Genomic DNA, 18,294 nt, shown 5'->3' on the forward strand with positions numbered 1-18,294 from the left:
AATCGGATTGACCGGGCCGTGCGCCATCGTGACGCAGGCATCCCCAAGGTTCACAGCTGGTGTTATCGAGTATTCCGGATCCTACACAAGGCCCCGCGCGGCCGAAACCCCGGCTTCGCTAGGATCGCGGCATGAGCGAAGCGGATCCCGAGCAGCTGGCACCCCTCGACCCCCGGGACTGGACCATCAGGCCCCCGCTCCCCGGAGGAGCCGAGCGCGAGGCGGTGTCCGGCGTCGTCCGCTCCGCCTTCGGTGCCGCCGATCCGGAGGAGGGCAGGACCGTCGCCGCGCTCGTGGAGCGGCTGCGGGGGCTCTGGGACGAGGGACGCGGCTTCGAGCTCGTCGCCGTGGCGCCGGACGGGCCCGTGGGCCACGTCGGCCTGACGCGCGCCTACGTCGACGCGGTCGAGGAGCTTCACCACGTGCTCGTGCTCAGCCCGCTCGCCGTCGACCCGGCGTGGCAGGGACGGGGGATCGGGCAGGCGCTCGTCCGGGGGGCGCTCGAGGCGTCCGGCGCGGCGGGCTACCGGCTCGTGTTCCTGGAGGGGGCGCCCTCGTTCTACCCGAAGCTGGGCTTCCGCCCCGGCGTCGGGGAGGGCTTTGCGAAGCCCTCGGCGAGGATCCCCGACGCGGCGTTCATGGTGGCCAGGACGGGCGCCGAGGACGACGCCGGGGCGCCGCCGGTCGCGGGCGCGCTCGTCTACCCGGAGGTGTTCTGGGAGACGGATACGGTGGGGCTGCGCGGGGAGCTGCTGCGCGCCTTGGTGCCGGAGCTCTTCGGCGGTCCGGCGGCGGGCGACTGAGCCGGGCTCGTGAACCAGCGGCCACACTGTGGCCACACTTCGGCCGGAATCGGGCGACCCATGACAAAGGGAAGCAGCCGCCGAAGCCGCTACTTCCCTTTGATGACGCGGAAGGTAAGGGATTTGAACCCTTGGTGCGGGGTTGCCGCACACTGGTTTTCAAGACCAGCTCCTTAGGCCGCTCGGACAACCTTCCAACGGCCCTACTATACCGATCACCCGTGCGGCCCCTGTGCGGGCCGGGCGGGTCCATGACCCAGCAGGAGGCAGTAGTGGCCACGATGAACGCCATCGAGTACACCAGCAGCGGCGGCCACGAGGTGATCCGCGTCGTCGAGCGCCCCCGGCCCGAGGCGGACCCGGGGCACGTGCTGATCAAGGTCGCCGCCGCCGGCCTGAACCGCGCCGACGTGCAGCAGCGCCGCGGCGTCTACCCGCCGCCACCGGGGGAGTCGGACATCCCGGGGCTCGAGGTCTCGGGGACGGTCGCGGCCGTCGGCGACGGCGTCGAGGCATACGACGCCGGTGCCCCCGTCTGCGCGCTGCTCGCCTCGGGTGGCTATGCGGAGTACGCCGCGGTGCCGGTCGGCCAGGTCCTGCCCGTGCCGGACGGGGTGGGCCTGACGGAGGCCGCCGGGCTGCCCGAGGTCGCGGCGACCGTGTGGTCCAACCTGGTCATGGAGGCCGGGGCGGCCCGCGGCGACACCGTCCTGGTCCACGGCGCCTCGGGCGGGATCGGCGCCGCCGCTATCCAGATCCTCAAGGCGCTCGGCTGCACGGTGGCCGTGACGGGCAGCTCGCCCGAGAAGCTCGAGTTCGCCCGATCCCTCGGCGCCGACCACCTGATCGACTACACGCGCGAGGACTTCCCCGCGGCGCTGCGGGAGCGCACGGGCGGCCACGGCGCGGACGTGGTCCTCGACGTCGTCGGGGCCAAGTACCTCGCCAGGAACCTCGACTCCCTCGCCACGGGCGGCCGGCTCGTGGTCATCGGGCTGCTCGGCGGTGCGCGCGCCGAGCTGGACCTGGGGCTGCTCATGCGCCGCCGCGCCCGCGTCATCGGCACGACCCTGCGCGCCCGCCCCGCCGCCGAGAAGGCGGAGATCATGCGGCAGGTCCACTTACACGTCTGGCCCCTGCTCGCCTCCGGGGCGCTGCGCGCCACGACGGACCGCACCTACCCCCTGGCACAGGTCCGCGACGCCCACGAGTACTTCGACTCCGGCAGCCACCGCGGCAAGGTGCTGCTCACGATGTGAGTGTGGCCACGCACCGCGGTGACCGGCATCGCGCCACCATGTGACCGAATCCGTTGTCGGGGGTAACGTAGCTGGCGGACCGCGGCTGAGGCGCCGCACACCGGTCCTCGATCCTTGAGACGCAGAGGTTTCAACCATGAGTTCACAGAACAAACCGGCGCAGGAGCTGCCTCCCGCCGCCGTCGATCCCGCCATCGCGGAGGCGGAGGAACGGCGCTGGACGCCGGCCAAGATCGCCCTCTGGGTGGCCATCGCGCTCCTGGGCGGCGTCGCCTGGGGCGTGCTGGCCATCAGCCGCGGCGAGACCATCAACGCCATCTGGTTCGTCTTCGCGGCAGTCTGCACCTACCTGGTCGCCTACCGCTTCTACTCGAAGTTCATCGAGCGCAAGATCGCCCGCCCGGACGACACGCGCGCGACGCCGGCGGAGTACAACTCCAACGGCAAGGACTTCATGCCCACCGACCGGCGTGTGCTGTTCGGCCACCACTTCGCCGCGATCGCCGGCGCCGGACCGCTCGTCGGCCCCGTGCTGGCCGCCCAGATGGGCTACCTCCCCGGCACCATCTGGATCATCGTCGGCGTCGTGCTCGCCGGCGCGGTGCAGGACTACCTGGTCATGCACTTCTCCATGCGCCGCGGCGGCCGCTCGCTGGGCCAGATGGCCCGCGAGGAGCTCGGCCTCATCGGCGGCACCGCCGCCCTCATCGCCACCCTGGCGATCATGATCATCATCGTCGCCATCCTGGCCCTCGTCGTGGTCAACGCCCTCGGCGAGTCCGCATGGGGCGTCTACTCCGTGGCGCTGACCATCCCGATCGCGCTCTTCATGGGCGTCTACCTGCGCTTCATCCGCCCGGGCAAGGTCATGGAGGTCTCCATCATCGGCTTCGTGCTGCTGATGTTCGCGATCATCTCCGGGCGCTGGGTCGCCGAGTCCGCGTGGGGTTCCGAGCTGTTCCACCTGGACCGCACCGTGATCGCCTGGGGCATCATCGTCTACGGCTTCGTCGCCGCCGTCCTGCCGGTCTGGCTCCTGCTGGCCCCGCGTGACTACCTCTCGACGTTCATGAAGATCGGCGTGATCGCGCTGCTCGCGGTGGCGATCGTCGTGATCCGCCCTGACATCTCCGTCCCGGCGATCTCCGAGTTCGCCTCCCGCGACGACGGCCCGGTGGTGTCGGGATCCCTCTTCCCGTTCCTCTTCGTGACGATCGCGTGCGGCGCCTTGTCCGGCTTCCACGCGCTCATCTCCTCCGGCACCACCCCGAAGATGGTCGAGAAGGAGCGGCAGACCCGCTTCCTCGGCTACGGCGGCATGCTCATGGAGTCCTTCGTGGCCATCATGGCGCTCGTCGCGGCGATCTCGATCGACCGCGGCATCTACTTCGCGATGAACTCCTCGGCGGCCGCGACGGGCGGCACCGTGGAGGGCGCGGTGGCGTTCGTGAACTCGCTGGGCCTGGCCGGGGTGAACCTGACCCCCGAGATGCTCACGGGGCTCGCCTCCGACGTCGGCGAGGAATCGGTGGTCTCCCGCACGGGCGGCGCCCCGACCCTCGCGGTCGGCATCGCCGTCATCATGGGCCAGTGGTTCGGCGGCCCGGGCATGATGGCCTTCTGGTACCACTTCGCCATCATGTTCGAGGCGCTCTTCATCCTCACGGCCGTCGACGCGGGCACCCGCGTGGCGCGCTTTATGCTGCAGGACACCATCGGCAACTTCATCCCGAAGTTCAAGGACACCTCGTGGAGACCAGGGGCGTGGTTGTGTACCGCGGTCATGGTCGCCGGCTGGGGGTACATCCTGATCCTCGGGGTGACGGACCCCTTGGGCGGCATCAACACGTTCTTCCCGCTCTTCGGCATCGCCAACCAGTTGCTCGCGGCGATCGCGCTCGCGGTGGTCATGGCGATCGTCGCGAAGAAGGGCAACTTCAAGTACCTGTGGATCGTGGTCCTGCCGCTGGCGTTCGCGACCGTCGTGACCGTCACGGCGTCGCTGTACAAGATCTTCTCCCCGGTCCCGGCCGTCGGCTACTGGGCGCAGAACGCCGCGTTCCGCGAGGCGCTCGCCAACGGGGAGACGAGCTTCGGCACGGCGCGCAGCGTCGAGGCCATGGAGGCCGTGGTCCGCAACACCACGGTCCAGGGCACGCTCTCGATCGTCTTCGTGACCCTGGCCCTGATCGTGATCGTCACGGCCGTGCTGGCCACGATCCGCTCGTGGCGCGGCAAGGGCGGCAGCGACAACGAGGACCCGCGCGTCGAGTCCAAGTTCTACGCCCCGTCCGGCCTCATCTCCAGCCCGGCGGAGAAGGAGCTCGACGCCCAGTGGCGCGCCCTTCCGGCCGAGCTGCAGCCGCAGCGGGGCGGGCACTAGCCGTGGCCGCCGGCACCCCGGGCGTCGCGTCGGGCGCGGCGGACGGGACCGGGCGGACGACGCCGGGGCCCGGCTCCGTCGTCGTCCGCGCCGTCGTGGGCGGTTGGCGGGGCCTCGTCTGGTACCTCGAGGGCATGATGGGCGCGGACGCGTACAAGAAGTACGTCGCGCACCACCGGGCCGTCCATCCCGGGGTCGAGCCCCTGGGCGAGCGGCAGTTCTGGCGCGAGAAGATGGACGCCGAGGACGCCAACCCGCAAGGGCGCTGCTGCTGAGCGCACCGCATGGGCAGGGCCCCGGGGGTGGAGGGAACTCCGCATCCCGGGGCCCTGCCGCGTCCGGCCGCCCTCCCGGCGCCGCGCGCCGTGGCAAGATGGACGCATGAGTGAAACCCAGGCGGCAGCGGAGGTCCGGAGCGGGCCCCGCCGCGCCGTCGGGCCGGGTCGGCACGCCTGACCGTGGGCTTGTTCGGCATCACGGGCGGCGCCCGCCGTGAAGACAAACTGCTGGGGACCGGGGTGTGGCGGCGCGCCCACGACCGCTTCGGCCGCGGCCTGGACCGCTTCCACCAGGTCCTGGAGGGCATCGAGTCCGACGAGCTCTACAACGCCCTCGTCGTGGTGGCCAACGAGCTCGCGGAGCTGCAGCCGCGCTTGCGCGCCGTGTGCCAGGAGGCCCAGCGGGTACGGCCGAGCTCCGACTTCAACATCCCCGGTGGCCCGTTCTCACCCGTGCACCGCGCCCTGTCCCGCGCCGCGAACGACCTCGCCACGGCCGCGCAGGCCGCCGCCATGGCCCGGCTCGACGCCGAACGCCTGGGGCTGGAACGCGGCGGGCTGGAGAACGTCGGCCGCCGTGCCGAGGCCGTCGCCGAGGGAGTCCACGAGGCCGAGGCCGCCCTCGCCGAGGCCCTCTCCGCCGGCAGCCGCGGCTAGCCGGGGCCGGCATATTGGTTGCCCGGGGCATCTTTTCGCCCTGCGCGTAACGGGGGCCGAAGCCCGCAGCCCGCGTGGTCCCGGATGGCAGGATGGACGCATGACTTCTTACGCATCCCCCGTGTTGACCTTCAACGACGGCAACACCATCCCGCAGCTCGGATACGGCGTGTGGAAGGTGCAGGACGACGTCGCCGAGAAGGTCGTCGGCCTGGCCTTCGAGGCCGGCTACCGCCACATCGACACCGCCCGGATCTACGGCAACGAGGCCGGCGTCGGCCGCGCGATTGCCGCGTCCGGGATCGACCCGTCCGAGCTCTTCATCACCACCAAGGTCTGGAACTCCGACCAGGGCTACGAGGAGACCCTGGCGGCGTTCGACGCCTCCATGGAGCGCCTCGGCCTGCAGACGCTGGACCTGTACCTGATCCACTGGCTGCAGCCGCAGCGCGGCAAGCACGTCGAGACGTGGAAGGCCCTCGTCGAGCTGCAGAAGTCCGGCCGCGTGAAGTCCATCGGCGTCTGCAACTTCACGGTCGAGGCGCTGCGCGAGATCGAGGAGGCCACGGGCGTGGCGCCGGCGATCCACCAGGTGGAGACCCACCCGTACTTCCCCCAGACCGAGCTGCGCGAGTACGCCGCCTACCGCGGCATCCTCCACCAGTCGTGGTCCCCGCTCGGCCAGGGCTCCGACCTCCTGGCCAACCCGGTCCTCGGGGAGATCGCCGCGAAGCACGGCGCCACCCCGGCCCAGGTCGTCATCGCCTGGCACCTGGCCCACGGCCTCGTCGTCATCCCGAAGTCGGAGACGCCCTCGCGCATCGTCGAGAACTGGCAGGCGAGCGCCGTCGTCCTCGAGGCCGCCGACGTCGCCGCGATCGACGCCCTGGACCGCGGCGCGGACGGCCGCATCGGTGCCGACCCGGCCGTGAGCGACTTCGAGTAGGACCCGCAGAACCGGCCCGGCGGCCGGGATCCCGCACCGCGGGGTCCCGGCCGCCGCCGTGTCCGGGCGGTGTCCGGGCCACGGACGTCAGCCGCCCGGCGTGCGGACGCCAGCCGTCGCCCGGCGTCCGGTGCCGGTCCCGCGCGGGTCCGCGTCCGGCGTCGTCCTCCGCCCTCGGTGATGCTGCGGTGACGCTCCCCGCAGACACTGACCCCAAGCACCCACGTGGGGAGGACGCCATGGCCATCTTGTCCCTGCCGGCACCGTTGCCGGACCGCGGCTTCGGAGATCCGGGATGGGCGGACCGCACGCTCACCCCGGCGCTCGCCGCGCGGCTCGCACCGCACGTCGTCAACCTCGCCGACGGGCGCTTCTCGAGCGGCGGCGCCGCGAAGACGACGCCGGCCGACGTCGAGCGGATCTTCGACGCCTACCTCCCCGCCTACATCGCCTCCCGCGGCGGGGGAACCGTGCCCCTCGTGATCTGGGCGCACGGGGGCCTCGTCGACGAGGCCGCCGGGCTCAAGGGGGCGTACTCCCAGTACCAGTGGTGGCTCGAGAACGGCGTCTACCCCCTCTTCTTCGTCTGGGAGACGGGCTTCTGGGACGCCCTGCGGCCCCTCCTGGGGCTCGGCAACCGGGACCCGATCCCGGAGGTCGTGGATCGGGGCTGGTTCGAGGACGCCAAGAACCGCATCATCGAGGGCGCCACGCGGGGACTGGGCAGCAAGGTCTGGGGACAGATGAAGACCTCGGCCCGCCTGGCCAGCGCGGACGACGGCGGGGCGCGCTACGTCGCGCGCCGGCTCGCCCGCTTCCTCGCCGAGAACCCCGGCGCGGTCACGGTGCACCCCGTGGGGCACTCGGCGGGCTCGATCTTCCACTCCTGGTTCCTGCCCGCGTTCCTCGAATCCGGAGGCCCGGGCATCGACTCCCTGGACCTGCTGGCGCCCGCCGTGACGGTGGAGGACTTCGCCGGGCGGCTCCTGCCGCTCGTCGGGGCCGACGGCGGGATCGCCCGGCTCGGCGTCGCGAACCTCGACCGGAAGACCGAGGAGGACGACGCCGTCCTCGGCGTCTACACGCGCTCGCTCCTGTGCCTGGTCCGGGCGGCGTTCGAGGAGGAGATCGGAACGCCGCTGCTCGGCCTGCAGGAGTCCGTCGAGGCCGACGCCCGGCTCACCGGGCTCTTCGCCGGCCCCCACGCGGACGTCATCTTCGCGCCGACCCCGCCCGGAACGCCGGCCGACCGCGCCTCCGAGGCCACGTCCCACGGGGACTTCGACGACGACCCGGCGACCCTGGGCACGGTGGCCCGCGCCGTCACGGGGCGCGGGGACATCACCCCCTTCAAGCCGCCCGCCCCGCCGCGCCTCGCCGACCCCGACGAGCCCGGGGCGGGGCGCCCGCCGGCGCCCGGTGGACCCGGCGATCCCGGTGACCCCGGCCGCACCGGCGAGCCGGGGGAGCCCGCGCGCCCCGGACGGCCCGCACGCCCCGGACGGCCCGCACGGCCGGCCCGCCCCGCCGCGGCGGCCAACGGAGCGCGCAGCTACGCCCTGTGTGTGGGGATCAACGAGTTCGAGCACCTGCCGCATTCAGCCTGGCTGCGCGGCTGCGTGCAGGACGCCCATGACTACGTCGAGCTGCTCACGCGCGACTACGGCTTCCCGGACGGGGCGATCGACGTGCTGCTGGACGCCCAGGCCACCAAGGAGGAGGTCATGGGGCGCTTCGGCGAGGCCCTCGAGAAGGCGCGGGCCGGGGAGCTGGAGCAAGTCATCCTGACGTTCTCGAGCCACGGGACCCAGGTCCCGGACGAGGACGGCGACGAGGACGACCTCGCCGACGAGGCCTTCGTGACGTACGACATGCGCCAGAAGGGCGACCAGTGGGACACGGGAAGCCTCATCATCGACGACGAATTCCACGCCGTCCTCAAGGACCTGCCCCGCAGCGTCCACGTCGACGTCGTGCTGGACACGTGCCACTCGGGCGACGGTCTCAGGGTCCTCGACTTCCTGAACCACTCGGTGCCGCGCTACGTCGCCCCGCCGACGCGGGCCGGGCTCGACATCGTCGCGGGGGCCACGCAGCGGACCCTGGGCGGGCTCGTGGGACGCGCGGGCGGCCGGAAGCCCGTCCTCTTCTCCGCCTGCGATCCGCGCCAGACCGCGGCCGACGCCTACCTCGACGGGAAGTACAACGGCGCCTTCACGCGGGCCTTCATCGATGCGCTGCGGGCCGAGCCGGCCGCGAGCCGCAGCCGCGTGCTGCGCTCCGTCCGCTCGACCCTCAAGGCGCGGAACTTCACGCAGGTCGCGCAGCTGGAGGGATCCAGCGGGGCGCGGTCCGGGGCGTGGGGCCGGCTCCCGGGGTGACGCGGTGGCGGCGACGGCGGGCGCGCGGCCGCTCCACGGACCGGGGGACGTCACCGAGGCCGTGGTCCTGGCCGACGGCCCGTTCAGCCTGGGGCGCGACGGCCGGCCGCTCTACACGAGGGTGCGGATCCCGGACGAGCGGCTGGACCCGGGGCCGCGTGGCCCGCGCTTCGAGGTCGAGCTCCTCGACGCTACCGGCACCCCCGTGCCCGTGCAGCTGGCCGGCCGCGGCGGCTGGGGGCTGAAGCGGGCCGCCCCGCCGCGGACTGCCGCGCGGCTCCTGCACGACACGCGCTTCCTCGCCCAGCACGCCTACGCCGTCGCGGCCGAGACGCTGGCGGTGTTCGAGCGCAGCCTGGGCCGCCGGGTCCCGTTCGCCCTGGACAGCCGGCTCGTGCTGCGCGTGCACCTCGACCCGGCCGTCCACCACGAGACGCGCTACGACCCCGTGCAGCAGATCGTCGAGTTCGGGGAGGAGCCGGACGGGATCTGGTCGATGGCCTGCCACCGGGACGTCGTCACGCACGAGGTCGTCCACGCGATCCTGCACGGGCTCCGGCCGCGGTGGACGGACCGCCACGCGACCCTGGACCAGTACGCCGTCCACGAGGCCGTCGCGGACCTCGTCGCCCTGCTGTCCGTGATGTCCTCGCGCGAAGTCGTGGAGAAGCTCATCGGGGAGAAGCTCGCCGCGCTCGTGCCGGGCTCGGACCCCCTGCACCCCACACCGCGCATGCTCGCCCGGCTCGAGGAGGCCATCCACGGCTCCGGGCTGCTCTCCTTCGCCGGGAACTTCAAGGCCCGCGGCGGGTCGATCCGGGACGCGGGCGCTCCGCCGGCAGCGGGCTGGAGGTCCGATCCGTCGCCCTACGCGCGGGCGAGCGGGTTCGTCTACGCCATGATGCGGGCGGCGCTCGTGTTGTGGGGACGCCGGCTGGATGTCCCCGGCGGGCGGGCGAGCGTCTACGTCGCCGCCGAGGCCGGCGCGGAGATCGGCGCCCACCTGCGGCGCATGCTGATCCGCGGCCTGTCCTACATGCCGCCCGTCGATGTCGACATCGAGGACCTGGTCCGGGGGCTCCTCGCGGCCGACCTCGTCGTGGTCCCCAGCGACGACCGCGCCTACCGGGCCGTGTTGCGGCAGGCGTTCGCGGAGGTCGGGCTCGTGGTGGAGGCGGACGCCGTGCTCCGGTCGGGCGCACGGATGGGGCGGCTCGAGTACGGTCTGAGGCCGGGCACGCTCGATGCGGGCGGGGAGGAGATCGTCAAGTTCTGCTGGAACAACCGGGCCCTCCTCGAGCACCTGCAGCTCAACGCGGGCCAGCGGATCATGGTGGACCGCGTGCGGTTCTCCACCCGCGTGAGCCCGGACGGGTTCGTCGTCCAGGAACTCGGCGCCTCCGTGGTCCAGGAATACGTCCTCCCCGCCGCCGAGGCGAGGAAGCTGGGGCTGCGTACCGCCGGAAGCGTCGTGATGCGCGGCGGGGCGTTGCTGCGCTTCGACGCCGGCGGCCGCTTGTGCTTCATCGCGGTCAAGAAGGTCATGGACCTCGAGCGGCGGCAGCGGCTGCTGGACGAGGCCGAGCAGCTGCGCCACGGTCCCGAGCCTCCGCCGGGCGGGGCGTCGCTGCGGGAGGCGGCCGCCGACTCCGGCTCGAAGCGCTTCTTTTCCCGGCACGCCGTCCGCTGGGAACGTCCGGACCCGGACAACGCGTGAGGGGCCCGCCGTCCGGCGGGCCCCTCACGGATCCGAGCCCCCTACCAGAATCGAACTGGTGACCTTTTCATTACGAGTGAAACGCTCTACCGACTGAGCTAAGGAGGCCTCACGGCCTGACGGCCGCAAGCACCTACTTTAGAGGATCCGCTCGCGGCAGGTCAAAACGGCGGACGGGCCGCGTCGCTGGCTGGCCGTGGCCGGCTCCGGTTCAGCAAGCGAGCCCGTCTTCCGGCACCGTTCCGTCGAGGAAGTAGCGGTCCACGGCGCGCTCGATGCACTGGTTGCTGCGCCCGTAGGCGGTGTGGCCGTGGCCCTCGTAGGAGACCAGGACGCCGGAGGCGAGCTGGCCGCTCAGCGCGACCGCCCAGTCATAGGGCGTCGCCGGGTCGCCCGTGGTGCCGATGACCACGATCGGCGCCGCTCCCGGCGCCTCCACGGGTGCCGGTTGGCCGGTGCTCGGGAAGGGCCAGTGCGCGCAGACCGCGCCGCCGTAGGCGAGGAACTCCCCGAACGTCGGAGAGGCCTCCATGAGCTCCTCGGCGTCGGCGTCCATGCCCTCCTCGTCGGTGGTCATCGGGTAGTCGAGGCAGTTCACGCCGTAGAACGCGGCCGCCGCGTTGCCCGTGTACGAGCCGTCCTCGTTGCGGCCCGCGCTCGTATCGGCCAGCGCCATGAGGGGATCGGGATCGCCGCCGAACAGGCCCGCCAGGGCGCTCGTGAGCGTGGGCCACCAGCCCTCGTCGTAGAACGCCATCAGGACCCCGCTGACGAGCTCGCCGACGTTGAACACGCGTCCGTCGCCCGTGGTGAGGGGCCGGGAGTCCACGTCCCGCATCAGCTCGTGCAGCTGTTCGACGGCGTCGTCGACGTCACCGGAGAAGGGGCACTCGGCGCTCCGCAGGCATTCGGCAAGGTAGGCGCGCAGCGAGGACTCCATGGCCTCCGCCTGGCCGAGCGTGGTCTCCTCCATGGTGAGGGAGGGGTCCATGGCGCCGTCGAGGACCATGCGCCCCACGTTCTCCGGGAACAGCCCGGCATACGCCGCCCCCAGCCGCGTGCCGTAGGAATAGCCGAGGTAGTTCAGCTTCGCGTCGCCGTTGACGGCCCGCAGGATGTCCAGGTCGCGGGCGGCGCTCACGGTGTCGACGAAGGCGAGCGGCAGCCCCGTGCGCTCCTCGCACTGGGCCGCGAACTCGGCGAGGTACTCTTCGACCCGGCGTTGGTCCTCCTCGGAGTCGCTGAAGAGCGTCGCCCGGTCGGCGTCCCGTTCCGCGTCCGTCCGGCAGGTCACCGGTGCGGAGCGGGACACGCCCCGCGGGTCGAAGCCGACCAGGTGGAAGCCCTCGCGCAGGGCGCTCGAGAACATCAGGGTCCCCGCATCGCGGACCGTGTCCACGCCGGAGGCGCCCGGCCCGCCGGGGTTCACGAGGAGGCTGCCTTGCGGCTTCGCGGCCCGCTTGCGGATCACGGCCAGCTCGATCGTCTCCGCCTCGGGCCGGGAATAGTCCAGGGGCACTTCGACGCTCGCGCAGTCGAACGAGCCCTCGCAACTGCTCCACTCGAGCTCCTGCGTGTAGAAGCGTTCGAGGTCCGCGGGCGCAGAGGGCATCACGGCGCCGGGCTGCGAGGCCTGTCCGCCGCCCTGGCCCGTCCCGGGATCCAGCGGCACGCAGCCGGTCAGCACCAGGGCGACGACGGCGGCCGCAGCGACGGTCGTCCGCCGGGGCGTCCGGAATCGGGAGGGGATCTTCACGCGTGGCTCCTGGGGGGTCGTGGCGGCGCGGCGGCCGTCTCGGCTTCCGGTCATGGTCGGCTCACCGGTGCGCCAGGAGTCCGGCCATCATGGCCTCCATGGCCAGCAGCGGCTGCACGTTGGCGCCGATCCGCTTCCGGGCCTCGCCGATCATGTCGATCTTGGCGAGCGTCTGCTCCGGCGTGGAGCGCTCGGCGTAGGAGGCCAGCTCGGACGCGAGGTAGTCGTTGACGAGCTCCGTGCCCGTGGCCAGCTGGAGGGTCAGGACGTCGCGGAAGAACGTGGACAGGTCGATGAGCGAGCGGTCGAGCGAGTCGTTGACCCCGCGCCGCGCGCGCCGCTTGGCGGACTCCTCGAGCTGCTTGAACTGGCTGCGCAGCTGCGGCGGGACGGCGGTGCCCTCCTCGAGCCCGAGCGCCTCGCGCAGGGCCGCGGCGTCGGCCGTGGCGCGTTCCTCGGCGGACGCCGTCGCCTCCGCCGTGGACAGCTCCACGAGCGCCGCGGCGGCGAGCACGGCGTCGGCGACCGAGCGCAGGGCGAGCGGCATACGCACCGTCCTGTCGCGGCGCTGGCGGGCGCCCTCGTCGCGCGCGAGCCGTCGCGCGATCCCGATGTGGCTCTGCGAGACCCGCGAGGCGAACTCCGCCTGCTCCGGGGTCAGCCCGTCGCGCCGCACGAGCAGTTCGGCGACGGCCTCGCGGGCGGGGACGCGCAGCCCCACGGGGCGGCAACGCGAGCGGATCGTCACGAGGACGTCGGCGGGGCTTGGTGCGCAGAGGATCCAGACGGTGTGCGGGGGCGGTTCCTCGATGGCCTTGAGCAGCACGTTGGTGGTGCGTTCGGCCATGCGGTCGGCGTCCTCCATGACCACGACGCGCCACTTGCCGCCGGAGGGCCGGTCCTGGGCCTTGCCGATCAGCTCGCGCACGTCGGCGATCGCGTAGCTGACGTTCTCCGTGGTCACCATCGACACGTCCGGGTGGGTGCCGGCCAGGACGGTGCGGCACGCCGGGCACTCGCCGCAGCCGCGCGCGGCCGGATCCGGCGCCTGGCACTGCAGGGCCGCGGCGAAGGCCCGCGCGGCGTTGGAGCGCCCGGAGCCGGGCGGGCCGGTGAAGAGCCAGGCGTGCGTGGGGTTGCCCTCCGCGACGGCGCGGCGCAGCTGGGAGACCGCGGCCTCCTGCCCCGGCAGCTCGTCCCAGACGCTCACGGCGCCACCCGGCTCCGGTCGGCGAGCCCCGCGATCCGCTCCCGCACGAGCGCGCCCAGCTCGTCGACCGGCAGGGCGGCGTCGAGGACCAGGTAGCGCCCCGGGTCGGCATCGGCGAGGGCCAGGAAGGCCGCGCGGTTGCGCGCATGGAAGTCGTCGGGCTCGGACTCGAGCCGGTCCTCGGCGGCCGTGCCCGCGGTACGACGCCGGCGCCCGGCTTCCGGGGCGACGTCCAGGAGCACGGTGAGGTCGGGGAGGAGCCCGTCGGTGGCCCAGCGGTTGACGGCGAGCACCTCGTCGGTGCCGAGGCCGCGGCCCACGCCCTGGTAGGCGACGGAGGAGTCGACGTAGCGGTCGCAGACCACCACGGTCCCGGCCGCCAGGGCCGGGCGGATGACCTGCTCCACGTGCGCCGCGCGCGAGGCCGCGAACATGAGCGCCTCGGTGCGCGCGTCGACCGTGCCGTGGCCGTGGTCCAGGATGAGGGAGCGGAGCTTCTCGCCGATCGGTGTCCCGCCCGGTTCACGCGTGCGCAGCACGGTCCGGCCGGCGGACTCCAGGGACGCGGCCAGGAGCGCGGCCTGCGTGGACTTGCCGGCGCCGTCGCCGCCCTCGAAGACGATGAACAGTCCGCCGGCCGGCGTCGGTGGGGGCTTGGAAGTCACCCGCCCAGCCTAGCCGTTCGTCCCGCCGTCACAGTCGGCCACGGCGTCGGCTGGGGATATCGCGCGGCGCTACTGTGGCTTCCATGCAGCTCAACGCCTCCCCGGCCCCGCACGCGGCCGGGCTCTCTCCCGAGACCGTCGCCGTCGCCGCCGGGCGCCCGCCCCGCGTGGCGGACGCCCCCGTGAACCCGCCGATCGTGCTCTCGTCGACCTTCGTCGGCACGGGCACCCCGGGCGCGGGGGAGCGCGTCTACGGCCGCTTCTCCAACCCCACGTGGGACCCGCTCGAGGAGGCCGTCGCGGCCCTCGAGGAGTCCACGCTGCCGGGCCTCGCCTTCGCCTCCGGCATGGCCGCCGTGGCCGCCGCCCTGGCCCTCGTCCCCGCTGGCGGCACCGTCGTCGTGCCCCGCCACTCCTACAACGGCACGCTCGCCCTGCTGCAGGAGCTCGAGGAGCGCGGCGCGCTGACGGTGCGCACGGCCGACGTCGAGGACACGGAGGCGACCGCCGCGCTGATCCAGGGCGCTGACGCCGTCTGGCTCGAGAGCCCCACCAACCCCATGCTGGAGGTCGCCGACCTCCGCGCGCTGGCCGCCGCGGCCCGCGCCGCCGGTGCCGTGAGCATCGTGGACAACACGTTCGCCACGCCACTGCTGCAGCGCCCTCTGGGGCTCGGCGCCGACGTCGTCCTGCACTCGGCGACCAAGTACCTGGGCGGGCATTCCGACGTCGTCCTCGGCATGGTCCTGACCAACGACGAGGCCCTGCGCGCCCGCCTCCACGCCCACCGCAGCCTGCACGGGGCCATCCCGGGCCCGTTCGAGGCCTGGCTCGCGCTGCGCGGGCTGCGCACCCTGGCCCTGCGTGTGCGCCGTGCGGAACAGAGCGCGGGCGAGCTGGCAGCCCGGCTCGCGGAGCACCCCGCGGTCGAGTCCGTCCGCTACCCGGGGCTCGCCGGCGACCCGGGACACGCGCGCGCGGCGGAGCAGATGGACGGCTTCGGCTCGATCCTGGCCTTCACCGTTCCGGGCGGCTCCGAGGCCGCCGAACGGGTGCTCGCCGCGTTCCGGCTCTGGACGCCCGCGACGAGCCTCGGCGGCGTCGAATCGCTCGCCGAACGCCGCCGCCGCCACCCCTCGGAGCCCGCGTCCGTCCCCGACGCCCTCATCCGGCTCAGCGTCGGCATCGAGGACGCCGGGGACCTGTGGAGGGACCTCGAGCAGGCGCTGACGGCACTCTGATCCGGGCCGCCAGGCCGGTGGCGGGGACGACGCCGGACGGCCGCAGTGCGCGTAAGCCGCCCTCCGGCCGGGCCCGGGTCCGTCCTGCCGGGCCGCCACGCGGTGCGGGCCGCTAGCGGCCCGGCGGCGGGGGCGCCGTCTAGACTGGGACCGTGGTCATGGCATACACCTTCGAGATGTACCTCTTCCAGGCGCTGAGCTTGGTGGTCCTGGGCCTTGCCCTCTGGGCGTTCCTGGACAACCTGCGCCATCCGGCCGCGAACTTCCAGCGCGAGGACAAGCGCACCAAGGGATTCTGGATGGCGCTCAACGGCGTCTCCACGGGCGTGGCCCTCCTGAGCGTCGCCGGCGGCGGGGGCGGCGGGATCCTGATGCTCGTGGCGGCCTGCATCGTGTGCGTCTACCTCGCCGACGTCCGCCCCGCCGTCTCCGGCAAGGGCACGGGCTACTACAACTACTAGGCCGCGGCCGCGAGGTCGGCGGCTACGCCGGGGCCACGCACGCCCAGTCGACGGTCAGCTCGCCGAGCCGCCACCGCGCCGGTCCATGGAGCACGGGCCACCCCGTGCCGCGCAGCGACTCGCACATCCGGATCCACCGCTGCCGGTTCCCGAACGACGCGAGCGGCGCGGCCGCGAGCCACGCGGCATCGGCCGCCCGCAGGAACGAGTGCACCGGCTCGCCGGGGACGTTGCGGTGGATGAGCGCCTTGGGCAGGCGCTCCGCGACGTCGGACGGCAGCCCGAAGGCCCCGAAGCGCAGCGCGAGGCTGAACGTCTCCGGCCCCTCGGCGCCGATCCCGACCCAGGCCGCGCGGCGCCCGATCTCGTCGCAGGTTCCCTCGACGATCAGCCCGCCCGGGGCCAGCCGGGCCCGGAGGGTGGACCAGATCGCGTCGACGTCCGATTCCTCGTACTGGCGCAGGACGTTGAACGCCCGCACGAGCACGGGGTGCCCGTCCACGGGCAGTTCGAAGCCGCCGAGCCGGAAGTCCAGGCCCTCCTCGGCGGCGGCGCGGGCGCGCTCGACCCGGCCGGGCTCGATCTCGAGTCCCGTGAGGCGTGCGTCGGGGCGGACCGTGCGGAGCCGGCGGAAGAGCTCGACGGCCGTCGCGGGGGAGGCCCCGTAGCCCAGGTCGACGGCGAGCGGGGCCGGACCCGCCGCGCGCAGCCGGCCGGCCTGGGTGCCCGCGATCCAGCGGTCGACGCGGCGCATCCTGTTGGCCGCCGTCGTGCCGCGCGTCACATTGCCAAGCGGGCGTCCGGTGCCCGTGCGCCCGCCGAGCCGTTCCGCCTTCTGCACCACGAGACCATCGTAGGCCGCCGGTGGCGCAGGACCCCGGCGAGCCCGAGGCGGCCGGTTCCCCGGTGCGCCGCGACGGCCCCGTGGCGTTGCCCGCGTTCCGCCGACGGGGCCGCCGTCATGTGCGGCGGGCGCGGCCCCGCCGTCGTTAGGATGGGGGCATGACCTACACCCTGATCCTGCTCCGCCATGGGCAGAGCGATTGGAACGAGAAGAACCTGTTCACCGGCTGGTACGACGTGACGCTCACCGAGCAGGGCCGGTCCGAGGCCGTCCGCGGCGGCGAGCTGCTGGTCGAGGCCGGGCTGCTGCCGGACGTCCTGCACACCTCCGTGCTGCAGCGCGCGATCACCACGGCCAACCTCGCGCTCGAGGCGGCGGACCGCAGCTGGATCCCGGTCCGCCGCGATTGGCGCCTCAACGAGCGCCACTACGGCGCCCTGCAGGGCAAGGACAAGGCGCAGACCCTCGCCGAGTACGGCGAGGAGCAGTTCATGGAGTGGCGCCGCTCCTACGACACCCCGCCGCCGCCCCTCGACGACTCCTCCGAGTTCTCCCAGGCGGACGATCCGCGCTACGCCGGACTCGGCGCCGACGCCCCCCGCACCGAGTGCCTCAAGGACGTCCTCGAGCGCATGCTGCCGTACTGGGAATCGGCGATCGTCCCCGATCTGAGGGCCGGCAAGACCGTGCTCGTCGCGGCCCACGGCAACTCGCTGCGGGCCCTCGTCAAGCACCTCGACGGCATCAGCGACGAGGACATCGCGGCACTGAACATCCCCACGGGCATCCCGCTCGTCTACGAGCTGGACGAGGACCTGGCCCCCGTCGAGCGCGGCGGCCGCTACCTGGACCCCGAGGCCGCCGCGGCCAATATCCACGCGGTCGCGAACCAGGGCCGCAAGTAGCCCCAAGCCGGACGACGACGGCGCCCGCCCCCCGTGGGGGACGGGCGCCGTTCGCGTTGGTGCGGCGGATGCCGGCGGCCCCGGGGGGGCCGCCGGGAACGGCCTAGTACTCGGTGACCTCGGGGTCCCACTCGCCGGTGACGAGGTAGTTGACCTTGCGGGCCACGGAGACGCCGTGGTCGCCGAAGCGCTCGAGGTAGCGGCTCGTCAGGGTGACGTCGGCCGTCGTCGGGGCGGACTCGGTCCAGGAGTCCTCGGCGACGGTGCGGAACACGCTCAGGTGCAGCTCGTCGATGCGCGCGTTGAGGGCGGCGATGTCCTTGGAGATCGTGAGGTCGCGGGTCTCCAGGAGCTCGCCGATCTTCGTGGCGATCTGGATGTCCAGCTGCGCCATCTCCTTGAACGTGCCGGCCAGGGAGGCGGGTACCACCTGGTTCGGGTAGCGCAGGCGGGCCAGCTGGGCGATGTGGCGGGCGAGGTCGCCCATGCGCTCGAGCGAGGCGCTCATGCGCAGCGAGCCGACGATCATGCGCAGGTCGGAGGCGACGGGGCCCTGGAGGGCGAGGACGTCGATGGCCCGCTCGTCGAGCTGGTTCTGCAGGAAGTCGATCTTGGCGTCCGCCGCGATGACCTCCTGGGCCACCTCGGTATCCGCCGACTCGAAGGACTCGTAGGCGCGCTCCATGGCCTGGACCACGAGCTGGGACATCTGGATGAGTTCCTCGCCGATCGACTGGAGCTCAGCCTGGAAAACCTTACGCACGGATGCGTCCTTTCATAGCCTGCGG

16 protein-coding genes and 2 tRNA genes are annotated in these 18,294 nt (G+C 73.1%); 11 read left to right on the plus strand and 7 right to left on the minus strand.

Annotated features, from left to right (window positions below):
- Window positions 1–131: 131 nt before the first annotated feature.
- Window positions 132–803: a GNAT family N-acetyltransferase gene (locus AC0QR5_RS15795; RefSeq protein ID WP_329862805.1), complete on the plus strand. Its 672-nt coding sequence runs from the start codon at window positions 132–134 to the stop codon at window positions 801–803.
- A 108-nt stretch (window positions 804–911) separates the two neighbouring features.
- Here the strand turns inward: AC0QR5_RS15795 and AC0QR5_RS15800 are convergent.
- A tRNA-Ser gene (locus AC0QR5_RS15800) sits at window positions 912–999 on the minus strand.
- Between the two features lie 85 nt (window positions 1,000–1,084).
- Between AC0QR5_RS15800 and AC0QR5_RS15805 the strand changes: the two genes are divergently transcribed.
- The 7 genes from AC0QR5_RS15805 to AC0QR5_RS15835 all read left to right on the plus strand — a co-directional run bounded on the left by AC0QR5_RS15805 (window position 1,085) and on the right by AC0QR5_RS15835 (window position 10,424).
- Window positions 1,085–2,062: an NAD(P)H-quinone oxidoreductase gene (locus tag AC0QR5_RS15805; protein ID WP_329862831.1), complete on the plus strand. Its 978-nt coding sequence runs from the start codon at window positions 1,085–1,087 to the stop codon at window positions 2,060–2,062.
- 136 nt (window positions 2,063–2,198) lie between these two features.
- A complete protein-coding gene (locus AC0QR5_RS15810; protein WP_329862803.1) occupies window positions 2,199–4,445 on the plus strand; it encodes a carbon starvation CstA family protein in 2,247 nt (748 codons plus the stop codon).
- A 2-nt stretch (window positions 4,446–4,447) separates the two neighbouring features.
- On the plus strand, window positions 4,448–4,720 hold the full coding sequence (locus AC0QR5_RS15815; protein ID WP_329862801.1) for a YbdD/YjiX family protein: 273 nt from the start codon (window positions 4,448–4,450) through the stop codon (window positions 4,718–4,720).
- Window positions 4,721–4,903: 183 nt separating this feature from the next.
- Complete coding sequence (locus AC0QR5_RS15820; RefSeq protein ID WP_329862799.1) at window positions 4,904–5,380, plus strand: hypothetical protein; 477 nt, start codon at window positions 4,904–4,906, stop codon at window positions 5,378–5,380.
- Window positions 5,381–5,480: 100 nt separating this feature from the next.
- A complete protein-coding gene (locus AC0QR5_RS15825) occupies window positions 5,481–6,326 on the plus strand; it encodes an aldo/keto reductase (RefSeq protein ID WP_329862797.1) in 846 nt (281 codons plus the stop codon).
- A gap of 239 nt (window positions 6,327–6,565) precedes the next feature.
- Window positions 6,566–8,707, plus strand: a complete 2,142-nt coding sequence (locus tag AC0QR5_RS15830; RefSeq protein WP_329862794.1) for a caspase family protein — start codon at window positions 6,566–6,568, stop codon at window positions 8,705–8,707.
- Window positions 8,708–8,711: 4 nt separating this feature from the next.
- The gene (locus tag AC0QR5_RS15835; protein ID WP_329862793.1) at window positions 8,712–10,424 is read left to right on the plus strand and encodes a gluzincin family metallopeptidase; all 1,713 of its coding nucleotides are present in this window, start codon (window positions 8,712–8,714) and stop codon (window positions 10,422–10,424) included.
- A gap of 35 nt (window positions 10,425–10,459) precedes the next feature.
- On the opposite strand, the gene AC0QR5_RS15840 is transcribed toward AC0QR5_RS15835, so the two are convergent.
- The 4 genes from AC0QR5_RS15840 to tmk form a co-directional block, all read right to left on the minus strand.
- Window positions 10,460–10,532, minus strand: a tRNA-Thr gene (locus AC0QR5_RS15840).
- A 103-nt stretch (window positions 10,533–10,635) separates the two neighbouring features.
- Window positions 10,636–12,180 (minus strand): alpha/beta hydrolase, encoded by a 1,545-nt coding sequence (locus AC0QR5_RS15845; RefSeq protein ID WP_329862791.1) that lies wholly within the window; start codon window positions 12,178–12,180, stop codon window positions 10,636–10,638.
- Window positions 12,181–12,241: 61 nt separating this feature from the next.
- Window positions 12,242–13,390, minus strand: a complete 1,149-nt coding sequence (locus AC0QR5_RS15850) for a DNA polymerase III subunit delta' (protein ID WP_329862789.1) — start codon at window positions 13,388–13,390, stop codon at window positions 12,242–12,244.
- Entirely contained in the window at window positions 13,387–14,055 is a 669-nt protein-coding gene (gene tmk / locus AC0QR5_RS15855; RefSeq protein WP_329862787.1) for a dTMP kinase, read from the minus strand. Before tmk ends, AC0QR5_RS15850 begins: the two co-directional genes overlap by 4 nt.
- 83 nt (window positions 14,056–14,138) lie before the next feature.
- On the opposite strand from tmk, the gene AC0QR5_RS15860 reads away from it, so the two are divergent.
- A complete protein-coding gene (locus AC0QR5_RS15860) occupies window positions 14,139–15,296 on the plus strand; it encodes a trans-sulfuration enzyme family protein (protein WP_329862785.1) in 1,158 nt (385 codons plus the stop codon).
- Window positions 15,297–15,454: 158 nt separating this feature from the next.
- Complete coding sequence (locus tag AC0QR5_RS15865) at window positions 15,455–15,757, plus strand: DUF2516 family protein (RefSeq protein ID WP_329862795.1); 303 nt, start codon at window positions 15,455–15,457, stop codon at window positions 15,755–15,757.
- A 22-nt stretch (window positions 15,758–15,779) separates the two neighbouring features.
- Here the strand turns inward: AC0QR5_RS15865 and AC0QR5_RS15870 are convergent, their stop codons facing one another.
- Window positions 15,780–16,601: a class I SAM-dependent methyltransferase gene (locus tag AC0QR5_RS15870; RefSeq protein WP_329862783.1), complete on the minus strand. Its 822-nt coding sequence runs from the start codon at window positions 16,599–16,601 to the stop codon at window positions 15,780–15,782.
- 158 nt (window positions 16,602–16,759) lie between these two features.
- On the opposite strand from AC0QR5_RS15870, the gene AC0QR5_RS15875 reads away from it, so the two are divergent.
- Complete coding sequence (locus AC0QR5_RS15875) at window positions 16,760–17,506, plus strand: phosphoglyceromutase (RefSeq protein ID WP_329862781.1); 747 nt, start codon at window positions 16,760–16,762, stop codon at window positions 17,504–17,506.
- Between the two features lie 103 nt (window positions 17,507–17,609).
- Here AC0QR5_RS15875 and phoU read toward each other — a convergent pair whose 3' ends face one another.
- Complete coding sequence (gene phoU / locus AC0QR5_RS15880; protein WP_329862779.1) at window positions 17,610–18,269, minus strand: phosphate signaling complex protein PhoU; 660 nt, start codon at window positions 18,267–18,269, stop codon at window positions 17,610–17,612.
- Window positions 18,270–18,294: the final 25 nt, after the last annotated feature.

The sequence above is a fragment of the Arthrobacter sp. J156 genome, assembly GCF_056172865.1.